Annotated in this window: 15 protein-coding genes and 4 tRNA genes; 14 read left to right on the top strand and 5 right to left on the bottom strand. The window is 61.4% G+C overall.

Translation table 11 applies throughout. The annotated features are described in order from the left end of the window. Nucleotides 1-17: 17 nt before the first annotated feature. On the bottom strand, nucleotides 18-446 hold the full coding sequence (locus tag AB870_RS13485) for a DUF3619 family protein (RefSeq protein WP_047905101.1): 429 nt from the start codon (nucleotides 444-446) through the stop codon (nucleotides 18-20). Continuing rightward, entirely contained in the window at nucleotides 443-1,015 is a 573-nt protein-coding gene (locus AB870_RS13480) for an RNA polymerase sigma factor (protein ID WP_047905100.1), read from the bottom strand. The genes AB870_RS13485 and AB870_RS13480 overlap by 4 nt, the downstream gene beginning before the upstream one ends. 477 nt (nucleotides 1,016-1,492) lie before the next feature. On the opposite strand from AB870_RS13480, the gene AB870_RS13475 reads away from it, so the two are divergent. The 7 genes from AB870_RS13475 to AB870_RS13445 all read left to right on the top strand — a co-directional run bounded on the left by AB870_RS13475 (nucleotide 1,493) and on the right by AB870_RS13445 (nucleotide 9,613). Continuing rightward, nucleotides 1,493-3,262 (top strand): acetolactate synthase 3 catalytic subunit, encoded by a 1,770-nt coding sequence (locus AB870_RS13475; RefSeq protein WP_047905099.1) that lies wholly within the window; start codon nucleotides 1,493-1,495, stop codon nucleotides 3,260-3,262. A gap of 90 nt (nucleotides 3,263-3,352) precedes the next feature. After that, the gene (gene ilvN / locus AB870_RS13470; RefSeq protein WP_039397629.1) at nucleotides 3,353-3,844 is read left to right on the top strand and encodes an acetolactate synthase small subunit; all 492 of its coding nucleotides are present in this window, start codon (nucleotides 3,353-3,355) and stop codon (nucleotides 3,842-3,844) included. 77 nt (nucleotides 3,845-3,921) lie between these two features. Beyond that, entirely contained in the window at nucleotides 3,922-4,938 is a 1,017-nt protein-coding gene (gene ilvC, locus AB870_RS13465; RefSeq protein WP_047905098.1) for a ketol-acid reductoisomerase, read from the top strand. A gap of 402 nt (nucleotides 4,939-5,340) precedes the next feature. Continuing rightward, nucleotides 5,341-5,976, top strand: coding sequence for a phosphatidylserine decarboxylase (locus AB870_RS13460; RefSeq protein ID WP_047908183.1), 636 nt, complete (start codon nucleotides 5,341-5,343; stop codon nucleotides 5,974-5,976). Nucleotides 5,977-6,178: 202 nt separating this feature from the next. Beyond that, complete coding sequence (gene pssA / locus AB870_RS13455) at nucleotides 6,179-7,054, top strand: CDP-diacylglycerol--serine O-phosphatidyltransferase (RefSeq protein WP_047905097.1); 876 nt, start codon at nucleotides 6,179-6,181, stop codon at nucleotides 7,052-7,054. Between the two features lie 204 nt (nucleotides 7,055-7,258). Then, on the top strand, nucleotides 7,259-7,744 hold the full coding sequence (lysM, locus tag AB870_RS13450; protein WP_047905096.1) for a peptidoglycan-binding protein LysM: 486 nt from the start codon (nucleotides 7,259-7,261) through the stop codon (nucleotides 7,742-7,744). A 324-nt stretch (nucleotides 7,745-8,068) separates the two neighbouring features. Next, on the top strand, nucleotides 8,069-9,613 hold the full coding sequence (locus AB870_RS13445; protein ID WP_047905095.1) for a 2-isopropylmalate synthase: 1,545 nt from the start codon (nucleotides 8,069-8,071) through the stop codon (nucleotides 9,611-9,613). A 234-nt stretch (nucleotides 9,614-9,847) separates the two neighbouring features. Here the strand turns inward: AB870_RS13445 and AB870_RS13440 are convergent, their stop codons facing one another. Next, complete coding sequence (locus tag AB870_RS13440; protein ID WP_053059702.1) at nucleotides 9,848-10,357, bottom strand: hypothetical protein; 510 nt, start codon at nucleotides 10,355-10,357, stop codon at nucleotides 9,848-9,850. A 257-nt stretch (nucleotides 10,358-10,614) separates the two neighbouring features. Between AB870_RS13440 and AB870_RS13435 the strand changes: the two genes are divergently transcribed. The 7 genes from AB870_RS13435 to AB870_RS13405 all read left to right on the top strand — a co-directional run bounded on the left by AB870_RS13435 (nucleotide 10,615) and on the right by AB870_RS13405 (nucleotide 15,803). Next, nucleotides 10,615-11,889, top strand: coding sequence for a branched-chain amino acid ABC transporter substrate-binding protein (locus tag AB870_RS13435; protein ID WP_047905094.1), 1,275 nt, complete (start codon nucleotides 10,615-10,617; stop codon nucleotides 11,887-11,889). A 297-nt stretch (nucleotides 11,890-12,186) separates the two neighbouring features. After that, nucleotides 12,187-12,456: a 30S ribosomal protein S15 gene (gene rpsO / locus AB870_RS13430; RefSeq protein WP_044456177.1), complete on the top strand. Its 270-nt coding sequence runs from the start codon at nucleotides 12,187-12,189 to the stop codon at nucleotides 12,454-12,456. Between the two features lie 331 nt (nucleotides 12,457-12,787). Then, a complete protein-coding gene (gene pnp / locus AB870_RS13425) occupies nucleotides 12,788-14,947 on the top strand; it encodes a polyribonucleotide nucleotidyltransferase (RefSeq protein WP_047905093.1) in 2,160 nt (719 codons plus the stop codon). A gap of 183 nt (nucleotides 14,948-15,130) precedes the next feature. After that, nucleotides 15,131-15,206 (top strand) — tRNA-Ala (locus AB870_RS13420). Nucleotides 15,207-15,375: 169 nt separating this feature from the next. Next, a tRNA-Glu gene (locus AB870_RS13415) sits at nucleotides 15,376-15,451 on the top strand. 98 nt (nucleotides 15,452-15,549) lie between these two features. After that, nucleotides 15,550-15,626, top strand: a tRNA-Asp gene (locus AB870_RS13410). A gap of 100 nt (nucleotides 15,627-15,726) precedes the next feature. Next, nucleotides 15,727-15,803 (top strand) — tRNA-Asp (locus AB870_RS13405). 306 nt (nucleotides 15,804-16,109) lie between these two features. Here the strand turns inward: AB870_RS13405 and gudD are convergent. Both gudD and AB870_RS13395 read right to left on the bottom strand, forming a co-directional pair. Then, the gene (gudD, locus tag AB870_RS13400; protein ID WP_418303964.1) at nucleotides 16,110-17,438 is read right to left on the bottom strand and encodes a glucarate dehydratase; all 1,329 of its coding nucleotides are present in this window, start codon (nucleotides 17,436-17,438) and stop codon (nucleotides 16,110-16,112) included. 256 nt (nucleotides 17,439-17,694) lie between these two features. Then, a complete protein-coding gene (locus AB870_RS13395; protein WP_047908180.1) occupies nucleotides 17,695-19,047 on the bottom strand; it encodes an MATE family efflux transporter in 1,353 nt (450 codons plus the stop codon). Between the last annotated feature and the right edge of the window lie 15 nt (nucleotides 19,048-19,062).

Below are 19,062 nucleotides of genomic sequence, written 5' to 3'. Positions count from 1 at the left end.
GGTCTTGGATGGGGGGACTACTGGGCACGCTTCACATAAGCGTTGAAGCCGTGATCGGCATACGCCGACAGCGGCAGTTCGTCGCTCAAAACGGCAGCATCGATATCCGCCAGATCCTGAATATGCTGTTGATGTTCCCAGTACGCAATGCCTGCGAGACCGACCACCAGTGCAGCGAGCGGCCAGAGCAGGCCCAGACGGCCCAGTTTGTCGAATGCACGGCGCGCTCCGCCGATCTCCGGCGACTGCATGGCTCCGACACCCGCGAGCACCAGCGCCGGTTGCACGACAGCGACCGGTTCGGGCTTCTTGCGGGCGAGCGCCTCCTGGCGTGCGGCGGCCAGCCGGGCCGCGATGTTCGGCGACGGCGAATCGGATGCTTCGTCCAATGCTCGTCGCACGCGATGTGCGAAGCGGATTTCCCTCGTTTCCAGATCGTGACTCATAACCTGATCCCTTTTGCCTTCAACGCCTGCGCCAATGCGTGCGTGGCACGCGAGCAGTGCGTTTTGACACTGCCTTCCGAGCACCCCATCGTGGCGGCGGTCTCGGCAACGTCCATGTCCTCCCAATAACGCATGAGGAAGGCTTCTCGTTGACGTGCCGGTAGTTTCTGTATTTCCGCCTCGATGAGTGTGAGGGTTTCGGCACGCGAAACCGAATCCTCGCTGCTCTCGGTTTGCACTGACCCGTCCTCGCCCAGCAAGGTTTCCAGGGGGTCGAAATCGTCGCGTTCGTCCTCGCCGGGGCCGGCTAGATTGGAGAACAACGTCACCCAGGTGTTGCGCACCTTCTGGCGGCGGAAGTAATCGTGAATGGTGTTCTGGAGGATGCGCGTGAACAACAACGGCAGGTCGGCCGGCGGTTTGTCGCCGTATTTCTCGGCCAGACGGATCATCGCATCCTGAACGATATCGAGGGCGGCCTCGTCGTCGCGTACGGCATAGACGGCCTGCTTGAAAGCGCGCCGCTCGATGCCTGCGAGAAAATCCGCCAGTTCCTTGTCAGATGCCATCCGGTGGGGTACACGCAGCGTTTGCGGCTGCGCCTGTGAAATGCCGTGTAAGCGTAAAGATCACGTAAAGATCGCGTAGTCGGTGCGGATGCTACCAAAAACGCGCTTGCCTGTAACCGCTTTTGCTCCGGTTCTGTCATGTTCTTACACGCTCTGTTGCGTCGTGTCGAAGTGGCGGTACAGGCGCGTTCGCTACATTCCTACGATGTGAGGATTGTGCACCAGCGTGGGAAGGTATGCCGCAGGTGTGGGAAATTTGCGATGCCGGGTTCGCGATCATGCTGCAAATGCATAAACCTGCTTGACCATTTTGCTGCGAACCAGTAATGTTGCCAGTTCGCAATATCTGTGATTGTCTCTATATCGGCATACCTATCCGGTGTGCCTATCATTCAGACGCGCAGCTTGAGCCCGGACCACAAGTTCGAGGGGAGAGCACCCAATCAAAATTTTTGCCGAAACTTTGAAAGGTCGACGATGAACATGCCAAGCGCGGAATTCTCCGAGGCGGAAGCTGCACGCCACCAAAATACTTCTGAAGACATGATTGGCGCCGAGATCCTCGTGCGCTCGCTTCAAGAAGAGGGGGTCGAACATCTGTGGGGTTATCCCGGCGGTTCGGTTCTCTACATCTACGACGAACTCTACAAGCAGGACAAGATCCAGCACATTCTGGTGCGCCATGAGCAGGCAGCCGTGCATGCGGCCGATGCTTATTCGCGTTCCACCGACAAAGTCGGCGTGTGTCTCGTGACGTCTGGCCCGGGTGTGACCAACGCGGTCACCGGGATTGCCACGGCGTATATGGATTCGATCCCGCTCGTGATCATTACCGGGCAGGTGCCCACGGCCGCCATCGGTCAGGACGCCTTCCAGGAGTGCGACACAGTCGGCATTACGCGTCCGTGCGTCAAGCACAACTTCCTCGTGAAGGACGTGCGTGACCTCGCCGCCACCGTCAAGAAAGCCTTCTATATCGCCAAGACCGGCCGTCCGGGCCCGGTGCTGGTCGATATTCCGAAGGACGTCTCCAAGGCGCGCTGCCGCTTCGAATATCCGAAGTCGGTGTCGCTGCGCTCGTACAACCCGGTGACGAAGGGCCACTCCGGTCAGATCCGCAAGGCGATGAGCCTGCTGCTCTCGGCCAAGCGTCCCTATATCTATACCGGCGGAGGCATCATTCTGGCCGACGCGTCGAAGGAACTGAATCAGTTCTGCGACCTGCTCGGCTATCCGGTGACCAACACGCTCATGGGCCTGGGCGGGTATCGCGCGAGCGATCCCAAGTTCCTCGGTATGCTGGGCATGCACGGTACGTACGAAGCCAACATGGCCATGCAGCACTGCGACGTGCTGATCGCCATCGGCGCCCGTTTCGACGATCGCGTGATCGGCAACCCGGAGCACTTCTCCTCGAACGCCCGCAAGATCATTCACATCGATATCGACCCGTCGTCGATTTCCAAGCGTGTGAAGGTCGACATTCCGATCGTTGGCGACGTGAAGGAAGTGCTGCGCGAGATGATCGAAAACCTGCAAACGGCCGAACACGGCCCGGACACCGCGGCGCTGGCCGACTGGTGGAAGCAGATCGAGCAATGGCGTTCGCGCGATTGCCTCGCGTTTGATCGCAAGAGCGAAATCATCAAGCCGCAACACGTCGTCGAGACGTACTGGAAGCTCACCGACGGCGAAGCCTTCGTGTGCTCGGATGTTGGTCAGCATCAGATGTGGGCCGCTCAGTACTATCGCTTCAACAAGCCGCGCCGCTGGATCAACTCCGGTGGTCTGGGCACGATGGGCTTCGGCCTGCCGGCGGCGATGGGGGTGAAGATGGCACATCCGGATGCCGAAGTCGCCTGTATCACCGGCGAAGGGTCGATCCAGATGTGCATTCAGGAACTCTCGACGTGCCTGCAATACCGCACGCCGGTCAAGATCCTGTCGCTCAATAACCGCTATCTGGGCATGGTCCGTCAGTGGCAGCAGATCGAATACAGCAAGCGTTACTCCAGTTCGTACATGGACGCGCTGCCGGACTTCGTGAAGCTGGCCGAGGCGTATGGCCACGTGGGCATGCGCATCGAGAAGTCGTCGGACGTCGAGCCGGCACTGCGCGAAGCGCTGGCGCTCAAGGATCGTACGGTATTCATGGATTTCCAAACGGATCCCACCGAAAACGTCTGGCCGATGGTCCAGGCGGGCAAGGGCATCAGCGAGATGCTGCTCGGTTCGGAAGATCTGTAAGACGACGAGGCGCGTTCGCGCTGCCAGCGGCGGCCGGCATGACCGGCGCGCGGGCGCGACGTCCCAAACCAGGACAATCCGGGATACACCATGAGGCACATTATTTCTGTTTTGCTCGAGAACGAGCCGGGCGCGCTGTCGCGCGTGGTCGGGCTGTTTTCGGCACGTGGCTACAATATCGAGACCCTCACCGTCGCGCCGACCGAAGACCGGTCGCTCTCACGCATGACGGTGGTCACGACCGGCTCCGATGATGTCATCGAGCAGATCACCAAGCATCTGAACCGGCTCATCGAGGTGGTGAAGGTGGTCGATCTGACCGAAGGTGCGCACATCGAGCGCGAACTCATGCTCATCAAGGTTCGCGCAGTGGGCAAGGAGCGGGAAGAGATGAAGCGGATGTCGGATATTTTCCGCGGCCGCATCATTGACGTTACGGAAAAGACCTATACGATTGAGCTCACCGGAAATTCGTCGAAACTCGACGCATTCATCGAAGGGCTCGACCAGACGGCGATTCTCGAGACGGTTCGTACCGGTGGCTCGGGCATCGGGCGCGGTGAGCGCATCCTGAAGGTCTGACCGGCAACGGCAACGCGGTAAGCGGATTTCGATCCATTCTGATTTCAGTTTATTTTTGGTAATACGGGACACTCCAAATGAAAGTTTTCTACGACAAAGACGCCGACCTCTCCCTCATCAAGGGCAAGCAAGTCACGATCATCGGTTACGGCTCGCAAGGCCACGCCCACGCACAGAACCTGAAGGACAGCGGCGTGAACGTGACGGTCGGTCTGCGCAAGAACGGCGCTTCGTGGAACAAGGCGGTCAACGCCGGCCTGAACACCAAGGAAGTGGCAGAAGCCGTGAAGTCGGCCGACATCGTCATGATGCTGCTGCCCGATGAGCAAATCGCCGACGTCTACAAGAACGAAGTCCACGCCAACATCAAGGAGGGGGCTGCACTGGCCTTCGCCCATGGCTTCAACGTGCACTACGGCGCCGTGATTCCGCGCGCCGACCTCGACGTCATCATGATCGCCCCGAAGGCCCCGGGCCACACGGTGCGCTCGACGTACTCGCAAGGTGGCGGCGTGCCGCACCTGATCGCCGTTGCACAAGACAAGTCGGGCGCCGCTCGCGACATCGCGCTGTCGTACGCCGCCGCTAACGGCGGTGGCCGTGCCGGCATCATCGAAACCAATTTCCGCGAAGAAACGGAAACCGACCTGTTCGGCGAGCAAGCCGTGCTGTGCGGCGGTACCGTCGAACTCATCAAGGCCGGTTTCGAAACGCTGGTCGAAGCCGGTTATGCCCCGGAAATGGCCTACTTCGAGTGCCTGCACGAACTCAAGCTGATCGTCGACCTGATCTACGAAGGCGGCATCGCAAACATGAACTACTCGATCTCGAACAACGCCGAATACGGCGAGTACGTCACCGGCCCGCGCATCGTGACCGAAGAGACGAAGAAGGCCATGAAGCAGTGCCTGACCGACATCCAGACCGGCGAGTACGCCAAGTCGTTCCTGCTGGAAAACAAGGCCGGCGCCCCGACCTTGATCTCGCGTCGCCGTCTGACGGCCGAGCACCAGATCGAAGAAGTGGGTGGCAAGCTGCGTGCGATGATGCCGTGGATCGCCAAGAACAAGCTGGTCGACCAGTCGAAGAACTAAGTAGTCAGTATGACGTGCCGCGCGGTGCGCGTTCGGAAGTTGCGGACGACGGGGGCCGGCGGCAGGCGGTGAGCGCAGGCGGGGCGCATGGCGACATGATGTCCGGTATCGCGTGAACCGTTGCTTCGGGCCGTCCGTTTTGCCGTAGCCACTGCTGCTATGGCAAGGCGGACGGCCTTTTCGTTTGTGGTTCCGTCGGTGGTTTCCTTGTCGCTTCGGCCATGTCTTGGCGTCGCCGAGACCGGTTTGGCCCGCATCGGACAATGTGACGCCAACGTGGCGATTGGGGAAAAAGTGTCGCCGCCTCGCGCGCATTGCTACAATGCCGCCACGTCACGGTTCGGCCCAATGCAGGCCGATCCGCTCACTCAACCGTTTTACCAAGGACGCGAGTTCAATCGCATGAATTATCCTCACCCGATCATTGCCCGTGAGGGCTGGCCCTTCCTGGGTATCGCCGTTGCCGTTGCGCTCGTCGTGCATTTCATGGCTGGCGTGTTTTGGGCCGCGCCGTTCTGGGTGATCGCCCTGTTCGTCTTGCAGTTCTTCCGCGACCCGCCGCGCGAAGTGCCGCAGCAGGCCGGCGCCGTGCTCTCCCCGGCGGACGGTCGCATCGTGGCCATCGAAACCACGCAGGACCCCTACGCAGGCCGTGAAGCGCTGAAGATCAGCGTCTTCATGAACGTTTTCAATGTTCATTCGAATCGTGCCCCTGTTGACGGCACGGTGACCAAGGTGGAATATTTCCCGGGCCGTTTCTTCAACGCCGATCTGGACAAGGCATCGCTCGAGAACGAGCGTAACGCGCTGGTGATCGACGTCGGCGGCCAGATCGTGACGAGCGTGCAGGTCGCCGGCCTGATCGCGCGGCGCATTCTGTGCTACGTGAAGGCGGGCGATCGTCTGACGCGCGGTCAGCGTTATGGCTTCATCCGTTTCGGTTCGCGTGTCGACGTGTATCTGCCGCTCGGCTCGCGCCCGCGTGTGGCCATCGGCGACAAGGTGTCCGCCACCTCGACGATTCTCGCCGAGTTGTAAGTCACCCGAACTTGCATCAGGGCCGCTGGCAGCGGCGCGACATCGGGTCGCACGCTGCCGGATCGTCACCTCCCGTTATGGCGGGACGACGTGGCCTGCAACTGCTTTCGCTTTTCGCGTTCCAATAGCGGTGATCCGTCGCGGGTCCGCCCGCAGTCCTGGGGTCCGTGAACCGACCCCAAGCATCGTCAAGGAGTTATTGATGCCGGAAAACCATCGCGGCCGCTTGCGCAACAATGTCAGGCATCTCTCGCCGTTCGGCCGTCACAAGCATCCCTCAGAGCCATCGATGAACGAAGACCACGATCCGAGTGTGGACGACGACGTGCCGGTGCGCCCGCGCAATCGCGGCATCTATCTGCTGCCCAACGCGTTCACGACCGCCGCGCTGTTCTGCGGCTTCTTCGCGATCGTGCAGGCAATGAACGATCGCTTCGAGCAGGCGGCCATTGCCATCTTTTTTGCGATGGTGCTCGACGGCATGGACGGACGTGTCGCGCGCATGACCAACACGCAGAGCGCCTTCGGCGAGCAGTACGACTCGCTCTCCGACATGACCTCGTTCGGTGTGGCGCCGGCGCTGGTGATGTACGAATGGATTCTCCACGAGATCGGCAAGTGGGGCTGGCTCGCGGCCTTTGTCTACGTGGCGGGCGCCGCCCTGCGTCTGGCGCGTTTCAACGCGAATATCGGCGTGGTCGACAAGCGCTTCTTCCAGGGGCTTGCCAGCCCGGCGGCCGCAGCGCTGATTGCCGGCTTTGTCTGGATCACGATCGACAACAAGCTGCCGGTGAACGTCTACTGGATGCCCTGGGTGGCATTTTTCCTGACGATTTACGCCGGCATGTCGATGGTGTCGAACGCGCCGTTTTACAGCGGCAAGGCGCTCGACGTGCGCCAGCGCGTGTCGTTCGGTGTGGTGCTGCTGTTCATGGTCGGCTTCATTCTGGTGTCCTCGGACCCGCCTTTGGCCCTGTTCGGCATGTTCTGCGTGTATAGCGTGTCGGGCTACGTGCTGTGGGCGTTCCGCTTCGTGAAGGGGCGTCGGCAGCGGATTTTCGGCGAAGTCGACGAGTAAGCGAGTCTGACAAGGGGCGTCCCGGTACGCCCCCTGTCACATCGACCTGTCAGAGTTGTCAGGCATGACATCGTCAGGATGCGCTAATCTTGACGGTGGCGGTCATCGAAGTACCCCTGTGGCCCGGGTTGGCCGGCTCGATCGGGCCGGACCCGGCGCCGTTTCCATAGTTCGACGTGAGTTCAACGTGACAAAGGAGAAATCATGGGCATTCTGGACTTCGTGATGGATGCGGGCGAAGCGCTCCTGGGCAAGGCACACGCGGCAGAGCCGCCGGCGCCCGGCCCCGACGCCGATGCCGCGAATCGCGCGGCGGGCGAGGCCATCGAGAATTACATCAGGTCTCAAGGACTGGAGGCGACCGGGCTCGATGCCGAATTCGACGGCGCAACGCGCACGGTCAAGGTGTACGGGGTTGCCGCCGATCAGGCCACCAAGGAAAAGATCCTGCTGTGCTGCGGCAATGTGAGGGGCGTGAAGACGGTCGACGACCAGATGTCCGTCTCGACGGCGGCCTCGGCCGAGGCGAAGTACTACACCGTCAAATCGGGCGACACGCTCTCGGCGATCTCCAAATCCGAATACGGCGACGCCAATAAGTACAACGCTATCTTCGAAGCCAACAAGCCAATGCTCTCCAGTCCCGACAAAATCTACCCGGGGCAGATGCTGCGTATTCCGCCGCTGTAACCGACTTCGTCCGACGACTTCCAGCCCGGCCTTCCACGGGGCTTGCCGCCCGTCTCCCGCGTTGCGAAAACCCCCGATTGCGACTATATTGGCGCTCATGATTTCAGGCGCCATCCCGGCTCCGGGCCTTTCCTCACGCACCGCCAATGCCATGCCGTTACTCCGCCTTCGGGCCGGCCATGCCTGCGCGCGTCGCGCGCTGATTCCCTCCCGGTAGTTGTCCGCCACCGACGGCCGTGGCCCCGCAGGCTTCAGCCCGCGCAGGCACCTTCGCCGGACATCAAGAACAAACCGAACCCTACGAGACCCCCACAGGAGCAAATCATGGCTGACAAGCTGATCATTTTCGATACGACGCTACGCGACGGCGAACAGTCGCCGGGCGCATCGATGACGCGCGACGAAAAGATCCGCATCGCCCGTCAACTGGAGCGCCTGCGCGTGGACGTCATCGAAGCCGGCTTCGCCGCCAGCTCGAACGGTGACTTCGAAGCCATTCAGGCAATCGCCGGCATTGTCAAGGACAGCACGGTTTGCTCGCTGGCCCGCGCCAACGACCGTGACATCGCCCGTGCCGCCGAAGCGCTCAAGGGGGCGAACTCGTCGCGTATCCACACCTTCATCGCCACGTCGCCGCTTCACATGGAGAAGAAGCTGCGCATGACACCGGATCAGGTGTTCGAGCAGGCGAAGCTTGCCGTGCGTTACGCGCGTCAATTCACGGACAACATCGAATTTTCGCCGGAAGACGGCAGCCGTTCGGATCTGGGCTTCCTGTGCCGGGTGCTGGAAGCGGTGATCGACGAGGGGGCGACCACCATTAACGTGGCCGACACGGTCGGCTACGGCGTGCCGGAACTCTACGGCCAATTGGTGCGTACGTTGCGTGAGCGCGTGCCGAATTCGGACAAGGCCGTCTGGTCGGTGCACTGCCATAACGACCTGGGCATGGCGGTTGCGAATTCGCTCGCGGGTGTGCAACTCGGCGGCGCGCGTCAGATCGAGTGCACGATCAACGGACTGGGCGAGCGCGCCGGTAACACGTCGCTCGAAGAAGTCGTGATGGCGCTCAAGACCCGCAAGGATTACTTCGGTCTCGATCTGGGCATCGATACGACACAGATCGTGCCGGCGTCGAAGCTCGTCTCGCAGATCACCGGCTTTAACGTGCAGCCGAACAAGGCAGTCGTGGGCGCCAACGCGTTCGCACACGCCTCCGGCATTCACCAGGACGGCGTGCTCAAGGCGCGCGACACCTACGAAATCATGCGCGCGGAAGATGTGGGCTGGACCGCGAACAAGATCGTGCTGGGCAAGCTCTCGGGCCGCAACGCATTCAAGCAGCGCTTGCAGGAACTGGGCATCGAGATGGAATCGGAGCAGGACGTGAATGCCGCGTTCGCCCGCTTCAAGGAACTCGCCGATCAGAAGGCCGAGATTTTCGACGAGGACATTCTGGCCATCGTCTCGAACGAAGCGCAGGCCGAAGGCGGCGAGCATTTCTACCTCGTTTCGATGGCGCAGCATTCCGAGACGGGCGAGCGTCCGAGCGCGCGTGTGGTGTTCACCGCGCAGGGCAAGGAACTCGTGGGCGAATCCGACGGCAACGGCCCGGTCGACGCTGTGCTCAATGCCATCGAATCGCAAGTGCGAAGCGGTGCCGAACAACTGCTGTATTCGGTCAACGCGATCACGACCGGTACGCAATCGCAGGGCGAAGTGACGGTGCGTCTGTCGAAGGCCGGCCGTATCGTCAACGGCGTGGGTACGGACCCGGACATCGTGGCGGCATCGGCCAAGGCGTATCTGTCGGCGCTCAACAAGTTGTACTCGAAGGCCGAAAAGCTCAATCCGCAACTGACGCCGTGATCCGGACGCCGGCGACCTTCGTGAGGTAGCCGCAAGGGATTGCTTGCCATGAATCGCATGTCCCGATGCCTCGATGCGTCGATGCAGACGGCTCGGGGGCACGGCGCGAAAATGCAACGAAAACGCTCGCACACCGCTCGCCGGGGGCGGGCGTTTTCGCTTATCCCGGCGCAGGACGGCGCGGGCCGTGCAAGCGCTGTTCGTGCCCGTGTGCGAACGTGCCCTCTCCCGTATTCAGAACAAAGTGTTGTCCCGCTTCTCGTGCAGCGGATCGGGGCTGATTTGCGTCGTTTTGACGATGCCGTCCGGGTCGAAGTAGAAGTTCATCATCGAGAACCACACGTCGTCCTGCTTGAAGCGATACGTCCAGACCTCGCGTTTCATCAGCGGAAATGCCGACGTCTCGACAGGTTCGCCGAAGTGATGCAGCACATCGGTCTTCGTCCACTTGTCGATTTCGACCTTGTTGAACTCCTGCATGGACAGAACTTGCGTCGTTCCCAGCAGGCGACCTTGCGCATCGAAGTCGGCGGCGATCGTTTCCTCGCCGAACGGCTTCGTGGGATACAGCCAGCGCGTAACACCAGGAGTCAACGGGTACGCCTCCTTCGGTTTGCCGAGTTGCGCCTGTACGTCGGCTTGCGAAACCATGGACGGCAGCGTCTGCCAGGGCGGCGTGTAGCACGCCGTCAGGGTGAGTGTCAGCGCGCCCGCGGCCAGCCAGCGCACCGGCGCACGTGCCATCCGACGCGATGCGTGCGCAAGCCGCGCGTCGCCCGGGCGACTTTCGGTGGACGTCTGAAAAGTATCCGAACGCGATTGAGAACGATACGTCATGATTGGCCTCGTGATGATGGGAAATTCCGCAAACATTGCGCGAGAGAAAACGATTGTGGCTTTTTCGGTAGGATACCGCCGCTGTTCCGCATCGTGGGGTGCCTCGGCTTGCCGCACCGGGGCGTGGACGTTATGATGCGCGCCGAGACACTATTGGGGCCTCGATGAAATCTCAAGCCTTGCTTTCGCGTATCTGCGCCGTTCTTTGTACCTGCGGTTTGCTGGCCGTCGCCGGTATGGCGCACGCTGCGCCGCCGATTCGCCTCGCCCTGATCGAAGGGATGAGCGGGCCGTTCGGCAACGCCGGGGCGATGGTCGAGCGCAATCTGCGGTTTGCCATCGATCGCGTCAATGCGCGCGGCGGTGTGAAGTTGCGCGATGGCGCGCATCCGTTGGAACTGACCGTTTTCGATAGCAAGGGCGCCGTCGAGGACAGCCTCGTGCAACTCAAGGCGGCCGGCGATCTCGGTATTCCCTTCGTCCTGCAGGGGAACAGTTCGGCTGTGGCGTCGGCGCTGATCGATGCCGTCAACAAGCGAAACGCCCGCGAACCGGGCCAGCGCATGTTGTTCTTCAACTATTCGGCCGTCGACACGGCGCTCACCAACGAGCAGTGCAGCTTCTGGCATTTCGCGTTCGACGCGAACGCCGCCATGCGCATGCAGGCGTTGACGGAGGCGATCCGGCAGGACGACAGCATCCAGAAGGTCTACCTCCTCAATCAGGATTACAGCTTTGGCCGTCAGGTTGCGGGGCTCGCGCGACAGATGATCGGCGCGAAGCGTCCCGACGTGCAGATCGTGGGCGAACAATTCAGCCCGGTGGGACGCGTGAAGGACTTCACTCCGTATCTGGCGCGCATCCGGGCATCGGGCGCCGATACGGTCGTGACCGGCAGTTGGGGTAACGATCTGACGCTGTTGGTCAAGGCGGCGCGCGAGCAGGGCATGGAGCTCAAGTTCTACACCTTCTACGGCAACGCATTGGGGGCGCCGGCAGCCTTGGGCGACGCGGGCGTCGGACGCGTGTACGCGGTAGCCGAGTGGCACCCGAACGTGGGAGGCGAGGCCTCGGATGCGTACTACAAGGCGTTCCGCGCGCGTTACCCCGAGGCGCGCGACGACTATCCGCTGCTGCGCATGAGCGTGATGATCGACATGATCGCAGCCGCGCTCGAACAGGCGGGCACGACCGACGTGACGACCGTGGCGCGGGCGCTCGAGAACCGGCGCGTTCGCGAGGCGCCTGCGGATGCGTGGATGCGCGCCAACGACCACCAGATGATCGAGCCGTTGTACGTCTCGGTGATGCGCCACGCCGGGGAGCCGAACGTGAAATTCGACAACGAGGGCTCCGGGTATGGCTTTCGCACGGTGATGGAATTGCCCGCGAACAAGGTCGCATTGCCGAGTACCTGCCGGATGGCGCGTCAGCGCTGACGCGCCGGTGCGATGTGCCGACGTGAACGGCGCGGGGTGAGGCGTCGATTTGTCGGAAAATTCTAGACAATTCTCGCGATTTTCGTGGATTGTTCGCGCGATTTCCGCTTTTTCGATGTCCCGATCGGGTGTTTAGGCCCGTCTGTTGCGGCACAGCGTGGAAAAAAGTGGCGGCAGGGGGGCAGTTCCCGTATAATCGCGCACTTGCAGTTTTGTTTATGTACGGCAACGTACGTGTTTTTGTAAGTTCACGGCACGGCCATTCTTCCGTGACCGCGTGTATCCAAAGGAAAGAAAATGTCGAACGCAGATATCAAGAAGTCGGAAGTCGTGGCGCAATTCGCCCGCGCCGCAAATGACACCGGCTCCCCCGAAGTTCAGGTTGCGCTGCTCACCACGCGCATCAACGAACTGACCCCGCACTTCAAGGCACACATGAAGGATCACCACAGCCGCCGCGGTCTGCTGCGCATGGTGAGCCGTCGTCGTAAGCTGCTCGACTACCTCAAGGGCAAGGATGCGGACCGCTACCGCGCCCTGATCGAGAAGCTGGGCCTGCGTAAGTAAGCGATTGCGATTACGACGAGATGCCTGTATCAGCGTGCTGATGCAGGCATTTTGTTTTTGGGCGGTGCCCGATCGATGTCCACATGGCACTTTCGGGCAAGCCATCCAGCCCTCAAGCTGGATTCCCGTCCGGTTTTCTCGGTCTTTTCCCGGTTTACGGGGCCTCGTCGGCAAGCAGGGCTTGTGTCATTCCAGGGTCGTCTCAAAGGTGCGCCAGCGTATCTTTCGACGGGTAACGCTGGAATGGCATAACACTCCCCCCTGTAAGGCGTCGGGATCACCCCGGCAGCGATATCGCGCCGCTGCTGCATTCGCGCGATTCGATATAGGAGTGCAAATGTTCAATAAAGTCGTGAAGTCTTTCCAGTGGGGACAAAACACGGTTCGCATGGAGACCGGTGAGATTGCTCGCCAGGCCTCCGGTGCCGTGCTCGTCGACATGGACGATACCGTGGTGCTCGCCACGGTCGTGGGCGCGAAGAAGGCCAAGGCTGGCCAGGACTTCTTCCCGCTGACGGTCGACTATCTGGAAAAGACTTACGCCGCCGGCAAGATCCCGGGGGGCTTCTTCAAGCGTGAAGGCCGTCCGTCGGAAAACGAAACGCTGACGTCGCGCCTGATCGATCGTCCGATCCGGCCGCTGTTCCCGGAAGGCTTCTACAACGAAGTCCAGGTCGTGGTGCAGGTCGTCTCGCTGAACCCGGAAGTGCCGGCAGACATCCCGGCCCTGATCGGCGCTTCGGCCGCGCTGGCCATCTCGGGCCTGCCGTTCAACGGCCCGGTCGGCGCTGCACGCGTTGCCTACATCGACAGCCAGTACGTACTGAACCCGTCGCGTGAGCAGATTGCCAAGTCGAAGCTCGACCTGGTTGTCGCGGGAACGGAGCAAGCTGTGCTGATGGTGGAATCGGAAGCGCAGGAACTGCCGGAAGACGTGATGCTGGGCGCCGTGGTGTTCGGTCACGAGCAAATGCAAACGGCGATCAACGCGATCCACGATCTGGTGCGTGACGGTGGCAAGGCCGAGTGGGAATGGGCCCCGGCCGCCAAGAACGACGCGCTGATCGCGCAAGTGACCGAATTGGCCGAAGGTCCGCTGCGCGCTGCTTATCAAACGCGCGAAAAGCAAGCCCGTACGCAACAACTGCGTACCGTGAGCGCCGACGTCATCGCCAAGCTGGGCGAAGCCGCTGCCGCCAAGGGCGAAGCGGCACCGGACGAAATCGAAGTCGGCAACATCCTGTTCGATCTGGAAGCCAAGATCGTGCGTAGCCAGATTCTGGCTGGCGAGCCGCGTATCGACGGTCGCGACACGCGTACCGTGCGTCCGATCACGATCCGTACCGGCGTGCTGCCGCGTGCTCATGGCTCGGCCCTGTTCACGCGTGGCGAGACGCAAGCACTCGTAGTGGCCACGCTGGGCACCAAGAGCGACGAGCAGATCATCGACGCGTTGCAAGGCGAGTACCGTGATCGCTTCATGCTGCACTACAACTTCCCGCCGTTCTCGACGGGCGAAACGGGGCGCGTGGGTTCGCCCAAGCGTCGCGAAATCGGTCACGGCCGTCTGGCCAAGCGTGCCCTGGTGGCGTGCCTGCCGGGCGCCGACGATTTCGGCTATACCGTGCGAGTCGTGTCGGAAATCACCGAATCGAACGGTTCGTCGTCGATGGCTTCGGTCTGCGGCGGCAGCCTCGCGATGATGGACGCCGGTGTGCCGCTGACCTCGCCGGTCGCCGGTATCGCCATGGGCCTGATCCTCGAAGGCAACAAGTTTGCCGTGCTGACCGACATTCTCGGCGACGAAGATCACCTGGGCGACATGGACTTCAAGGTGGCCGGTACGTCGAACGGCGTGACTGCGCTCCAGATGGACATCAAGATCCAGGGCATCACGAAGGAAATCATGCAGGTCGCGCTGGCGCAAGCCAAGGAAGGCCGTCTGCACATCCTCGGCAAGATGTCGGAAGCGCAGTCCGGTGTCCGCACGGAGCTGTCGGAGTTCGCGCCGCGCATGGTCACGATCAAGATCAATCCGGAAAAGATCCGCGACGTGATCGGCAAGGGCGGTTCGGTGATTCGTGCGCTGACGGAAGAAACCGGTACGAGCATCGATATCTCGGACGATGGCGTGGTCACCATTGCCAGCCCGAGCGCCGAAGGCATTGCCGAAGCGAAGCGCCGTATCGAACTGATTACGGTGGAAGTCGAAGTCGGTCAGGTCTACGACGGCACTGTGCTCAAGCTGCTTGAGTTTGGCGCGATCGTCTCGGTGCTGCCGGGCAAGGACGGCTTGCTGCATATCTCGGAAATCGCCAACGAGCGCATCAAGGACATCAACGAGTACGTCAAGGAAGGTCAGGCCGTGCGCGTGAAGGTGATCCAGCAGGACGACAAGGGTCGCCTGCGTCTGTCGCACAAGGCGTTGACCGAAGAAGAGAAGCAGGGCGGTCCGCTGCTGGCCAGGCGTGAAGGCGGCGACGCGCAGTAATACGGGCATCGCGCTGTTACGCAGGGCGGCGTGAATACGCGCCGCCGCAGGAAAATGGAGACGGCGGCTCACGCGAGTCGCCGTTTTTTATTCTTCGCACGGATTCGCAAAATAATGCGGAAAAAATGCGAGGAGGGTATTTACAGGAAATGGGTTTGTCATTAGAATCTCACTTCTCTGTTCGGGGGTATAGCTCAGCTGGGAGAGCGCTTGCATGGCATGCAAGAGGTCAGCGGTTCGATCCCGCTTACCTCCACCACGGATTCCGAAGCTCGGTTTTCAGGCTGCGTCGAAAGAGCAAGATTCTTGCAAAAACGATGCAAAAAACTTGAAAATAAAGCTTCACAAGCGAAGAAATGTTGTTTAGAATGGCGTTCTTCGCGAAATGCAATAAGCAGTAGCGAAACAGACAAAGTTTTGACGATTTTGTCCCCTTCGTCTAGAGGCCTAGGACATCACCCTTTCACGGTGAGTACAGGGGTTCGAATCCCCTAGGGGACGCCAGAATTGATGCCGGTAGCGAGTCGGTATCAGTTTGAAAATGCCAAGCAGTTAGTGGCGTAAAGCCCGCTGAAAGTCAGGCGGGTTTTTTTGTCGGTTTTGGAGCGGTAGTTCAGTTGGTTAGAATACCGGCCTGTCACGCCGGGGGTCGCGGGTTCGAGCCCCGTCCGCTCCGCCAAAACCTACGAAGTTCGGTGATCTGCGCGTGAAAATGCTGCAATGCCGGGCAATTAGCAAGAAGGCAAAGCGAGTGACATCGCGATGCTCGCAGCAAGTTTGGAGCGGTAGTTCAGTTGGTTAGAATACCGGCCTGTCACGCCGGGGGTCGCGGGTTCGAGCCCCGTCCGCTCCGCCAAACGAAGAAAGCCCAGGCTTAATCGCCTGGGCTTTTTTTATCCTTATGGCAGGTCCATCGCGGGTCCATCGCGGCCCAGTGCCATGTGTTTCGAAGCCTCGCAATGAGGTTTTTCTGGCACTTACTCTCTGAAAACGCCTCGATTAACACCCCTTTCACTCGGTCTGCGGACTTTTTGCGTGTTTTTAGAAAAATCCGCAGAAGTTGCGCATAGCACCTCGTCGTGAGCTGACCCCGCGGGGATATGTCGAAATGGCCGCACTACGAGAGTCCGGCAGCCGGCAGCGCGCGCTGGGGGGCTTGGTGTCAGCGCACGAGGCACGGACGCTTCGGATCGAATTTCCAGTCCTTGACGAGGTACTGCATCGCCACGCTGTCGTCGCGTTCCCCCAGTCCGTGTTCAAGGTAAAGGGCGTGAGCCGCTTCGACGGCATCCATGTCGAGCGTCACCCCCAAACCGGGCGCCGTCGGCACCTGAACGTTGCCATCGACGATCCGTAGCGGATTTCGAGTGAGGTACTGACCGTCCTGCCAGATCCAATGGGTATCGATGGCAGTAATCTTCCCCGGTGCCGCGGCCGCCACGTGAGTGAACATCGCGAGCGATATGTCGAAGTGGTTGTTCGAATGCGAGCCCCACGTCAAGCCCCATTCGTGGCACATCTGGGCAACGCGGACCGAACCCTGCATCGTCCAGAAGTGCGGGTCGGCAAGCGGGATATCGACGGATTGGAGCTGGATGGCGTGCCCCATTTGACGCCAGTCCGTCGCGATCATGTTCGTCGCTGTCGGCAAGCCGGTTGCACGCCGGAATTCCGCCATGATTTCACGTCCCGAGTAGCCGTTTTCCGCGCCGCAAGGATCTTCTGCGTAAGCCAGCACGTCATGCTTGTCGCGGCACAGGCGCACGGCTTGCGCCAGCGACCATGCGCCGTTGGGGTCGAGCGTAACGCGCGCCTGCGGGAAGCGTTTCGCGAGTGCGGTAACGGCTTCGATCTCAGCGTCACCCTCCAGCACGCCGCCTTTGAGCTTGAAGTCCCGAAAGCCGTAGCGTGCGTGTGCGGCTTCGGCCAGACGCACGACGGCATCGGGCGTCATGGCGACTTCAGTGCGAACACGCTCCCAGTCGTCGCGTGCGCCGCGGTTGTCGGCGTAGGCGAGATCTGTGGCCTGGCGCTCGCCGATGAAGAACAGATAGCCGAGCATGGCGACTTCGCTGCGCTGTTGCCCGTCGCCGAGCAGGGCGGCGACGGGCACTTCGAGGTGCTGGCCCAGCAGGTCGAGCAACGCGGCCTCAAGCGCGGTGACCGCGTGGATCGTTGTGCGCAGATCGAAGGTTTGCAGGCCGCGTCCGCCGGCGTCCCGGTCCGCGAAGGCGCGCCGGGTCTGTCCAAGGATCGCCTGAACGTTCGCGATCGATTGGCCGACGACATGAGGGCGTGCGTCTTCCAACGTCCGGCGAATCGATTCTCCGCCAGGCACTTCGCCAACGCCGGTGTGCCCGGCACTGTCCTGAAGAATGACGAGGTTGCGCGTGAAGAACGGGCCGTGGGCGCCGCTCAGATTCAACAGCATGCTGTCGCGGCCAGCGACGGGGACGACGCGCAATTCGGTGACGATGGGGGTTCGGCTCATGACGGAAATGTTGATCAGACCAAAGGGACGGGCGCGACACATCATTTGTTGTATGTCGTCAGACAACATTCTATGGAAAGATGAGGGTGTTGCCTTTGCGGGTATACCCGTTTATGCGATGGTCTCTTCAGAATTACGGTGCCGGATGTGGTGAGATGGCGAATGGGCCGCCACGTCGAGGAACGCGTGTCGGCACCGTTATCGTACAACCAGTTCCGCTTCGGTGGGACTCAGGGCCATGCCGGCGTCGACAACCTCAACGCGTCTTGACGTGCACGACCCAGCGCAAATACAGCAGCAAACCGATGGCAGCGACGGCCACACTCGCGCTGTTGGCTGCCCAGAATCCCGTCGCGCCGTGCAGCCATGTCGGGGAGAGGCCGCCCACGTCGAAGCCGAGCACATAGCCCCCGCCAAGGCCAACGCCCCAAAGCGACACGGCGTAAATGACGGTCGGGACGATGGCGACCTTCCATGCCCGCAGTACGAAGACCGCATTGATCTGAAGGGCGTCGAAGAGGTGGTAGACGGCGACGATGGCGAGCAGCGGCGTCGTCACCGCGGCGACCTGCGGATCGGAGGTATATGCCGCAAGAACCAGCGAGCGGCCGAGCCACATCGCGACAGCCATCACGAGACCGAGGGTGCCGGCCAGCTCGACGCCTCGACGCCCAACGAGTCGTGCCGCCTTGAACTCGCGCGACCCGATGGCCTGCGCCGTGAGCGTTGCCGTCGCGATGCCGATGGACATCGGCAGCATGTACATGAGGGCACCGAGGTTCGCCGCGATCTGGTGACCGGCGAGGGTGACGTCGCCAAGACGTGCGATAAAAATCGCCATGAAGGAGTACGCTGTCACTTCGATCAGGTAGCTCAACCCCATCGGCACACCAAGCTTGAGCAACGCGCGGATGGCTTGCCATTGCGGCCAGCAGAATTTCGTGAAGACTCCGAACTCGCGCAGCGTGGGGTGACGTGCCATGAGCGTGAGGCCCAGCATGCACGACACCCAGTTGATGGCGGTCGTGGCGATGGCGCAGCCGGTGCTGCCGAGTGCCGGGATGCCCAGCCGCTCGACACCGTAGATCAGCGCAAGATTGAGCGGCACCTTGAGGGCGAGGCCCGTGACCTGAATGACCATGACGATGCGCGGCTGTGCCACGGCCGTCGACAGCGACGAATACACACGAAACAACATCGCCGCCGGCAGACCGTAGGCGAGTACGTGCAGATACGCGCTCGCGCGGGATTCGAGTTCGGGCGTGGCCTGCGAGAGCCTCAGAATGAACTGCGGGTGCGACAGCACCAGAAAGCCGGGGACGGCGAGAAACAACGCAAGCCAGAACGTCTGGCGGACTTCTTCGCCGATGGCGATGCGCTCACCGGCGCCGTACAGCTGAGCAGCGATGGGCGAGAGCGCGACGAGGATCCCCATCAACCCGACGTACACGGTAATGTAAATCGAGCCGCCGAGGGCGAGTGACGCGAGATCGAACGCGGAAGCGCGACCGACCATCGCCGTGTCCATCACCCCGAAGGCGATCACCGCCAACTGGCCGATCAGGACCGGCCACGCGAGCGCGGCAATGCGTTTGATGTCATGCCACATGGCGAAGGCGTGCCC

It is taken from the genome of Pandoraea faecigallinarum (assembly GCF_001029105.3).
GTDB lineage: Bacteria > Pseudomonadota > Gammaproteobacteria > Burkholderiales > Burkholderiaceae > Pandoraea > Pandoraea faecigallinarum.
Note: the sequence above shows the minus strand (reverse complement) of the source record. Positions and strands in the feature narration are given on the sequence as shown.

Bases quoted from the DNA above. Each gene is read 5' to 3' on its own strand.
- AB870_RS13485 (WP_047905101.1), bottom strand. From the start codon at position 446: ATGAGTCACGATCTGGAAACGAGGGAAATCCGCTTCGCACATCGCGTG.
- AB870_RS13480 (WP_047905100.1), bottom strand. From the start codon at position 1,015: ATGGCATCTGACAAGGAACTGGCGGATTTTCTCGCAGGCATCGAGCGG.
- AB870_RS13475 (WP_047905099.1), top strand. From the start codon at position 1,493: ATGAACATGCCAAGCGCGGAATTCTCCGAGGCGGAAGCTGCACGCCAC.
- ilvN (WP_039397629.1), top strand. From the start codon at position 3,353: ATGAGGCACATTATTTCTGTTTTGCTCGAGAACGAGCCGGGCGCGCTG.
- ilvC (WP_047905098.1), top strand. From the start codon at position 3,922: ATGAAAGTTTTCTACGACAAAGACGCCGACCTCTCCCTCATCAAGGGC.
- AB870_RS13460 (WP_047908183.1), top strand. From the start codon at position 5,341: ATGAATTATCCTCACCCGATCATTGCCCGTGAGGGCTGGCCCTTCCTG.
- pssA (WP_047905097.1), top strand. From the start codon at position 6,179: ATGCCGGAAAACCATCGCGGCCGCTTGCGCAACAATGTCAGGCATCTC.
- lysM (WP_047905096.1), top strand. From the start codon at position 7,259: ATGGGCATTCTGGACTTCGTGATGGATGCGGGCGAAGCGCTCCTGGGC.
- AB870_RS13445 (WP_047905095.1), top strand. From the start codon at position 8,069: ATGGCTGACAAGCTGATCATTTTCGATACGACGCTACGCGACGGCGAA.
- AB870_RS13440 (WP_053059702.1), bottom strand. From the start codon at position 10,357: ATGGCACGTGCGCCGGTGCGCTGGCTGGCCGCGGGCGCGCTGACACTC.
- AB870_RS13435 (WP_047905094.1), top strand. From the start codon at position 10,615: ATGAAATCTCAAGCCTTGCTTTCGCGTATCTGCGCCGTTCTTTGTACC.
- rpsO (WP_044456177.1), top strand. From the start codon at position 12,187: ATGTCGAACGCAGATATCAAGAAGTCGGAAGTCGTGGCGCAATTCGCC.
- gudD (WP_418303964.1), bottom strand. From the start codon at position 17,438: ATGAGCCGAACCCCCATCGTCACCGAATTGCGCGTCGTCCCCGTCGCT.
- AB870_RS13395 (WP_047908180.1), bottom strand. From the start codon at position 19,047: ATGTGGCATGACATCAAACGCATTGCCGCGCTCGCGTGGCCGGTCCTG.